The sequence below is a fragment of the Massilia sp. CT11-108 genome, from assembly GCF_047302915.1.
In the GTDB taxonomy this organism is placed as follows: domain Bacteria; phylum Pseudomonadota; class Gammaproteobacteria; order Burkholderiales; family Burkholderiaceae_D; genus Telluria; species Telluria orientalis.
Genome location: NZ_JBKYMO010001307.1, coordinates 1 through 387, shown reverse-complemented (window position 1 = coordinate 387; position 387 = coordinate 1). Strand labels below are relative to the sequence as shown.

Here is a 387-nt window from a genome sequence, read left to right as displayed (position 1 = left end):
CGCTGCAGATCCTCGACCGGTCGGGCGACTGGGCGGCACGGCGGCCGGACGTGCGCCCCGGCGGCTGGGCGTTCCAGTACGAAAACGCCTGCTATCCCGACGTCGACGACACGGCGGTCGTCGCGATGGCCATGCACCGGGCCGCGCACCTCGAACCGTGGCCGCTGCCGGACCGGTATGCAGACGCCGTCGCCCGCGCCCGTGAGTGGATCGTCGGCATGCAGGGCAGGGGTGGCGGCTGGGGCGCCTTCGAGGCCGACAACACCCACTACTACCTGAACCACATCCCGTTTGCCGACCACGGCGCGCTGCTGGATCCGCCGACGGCCGACGTGTCCGCGCGCTGCCTGTCGATGCTGGCCCAGCTCGAGCCCGGCGCCTGCGCGC

The 387-nt window shown here is 73.1% G+C and carries 1 pseudogene; it reads left to right on the top strand.

Features of this window, described 5'->3' with window-relative positions:
- Nucleotides 1–387 (top strand): annotated as a pseudogene (locus ACEN88_RS34535) (squalene--hopene cyclase); the annotation flags it as partial.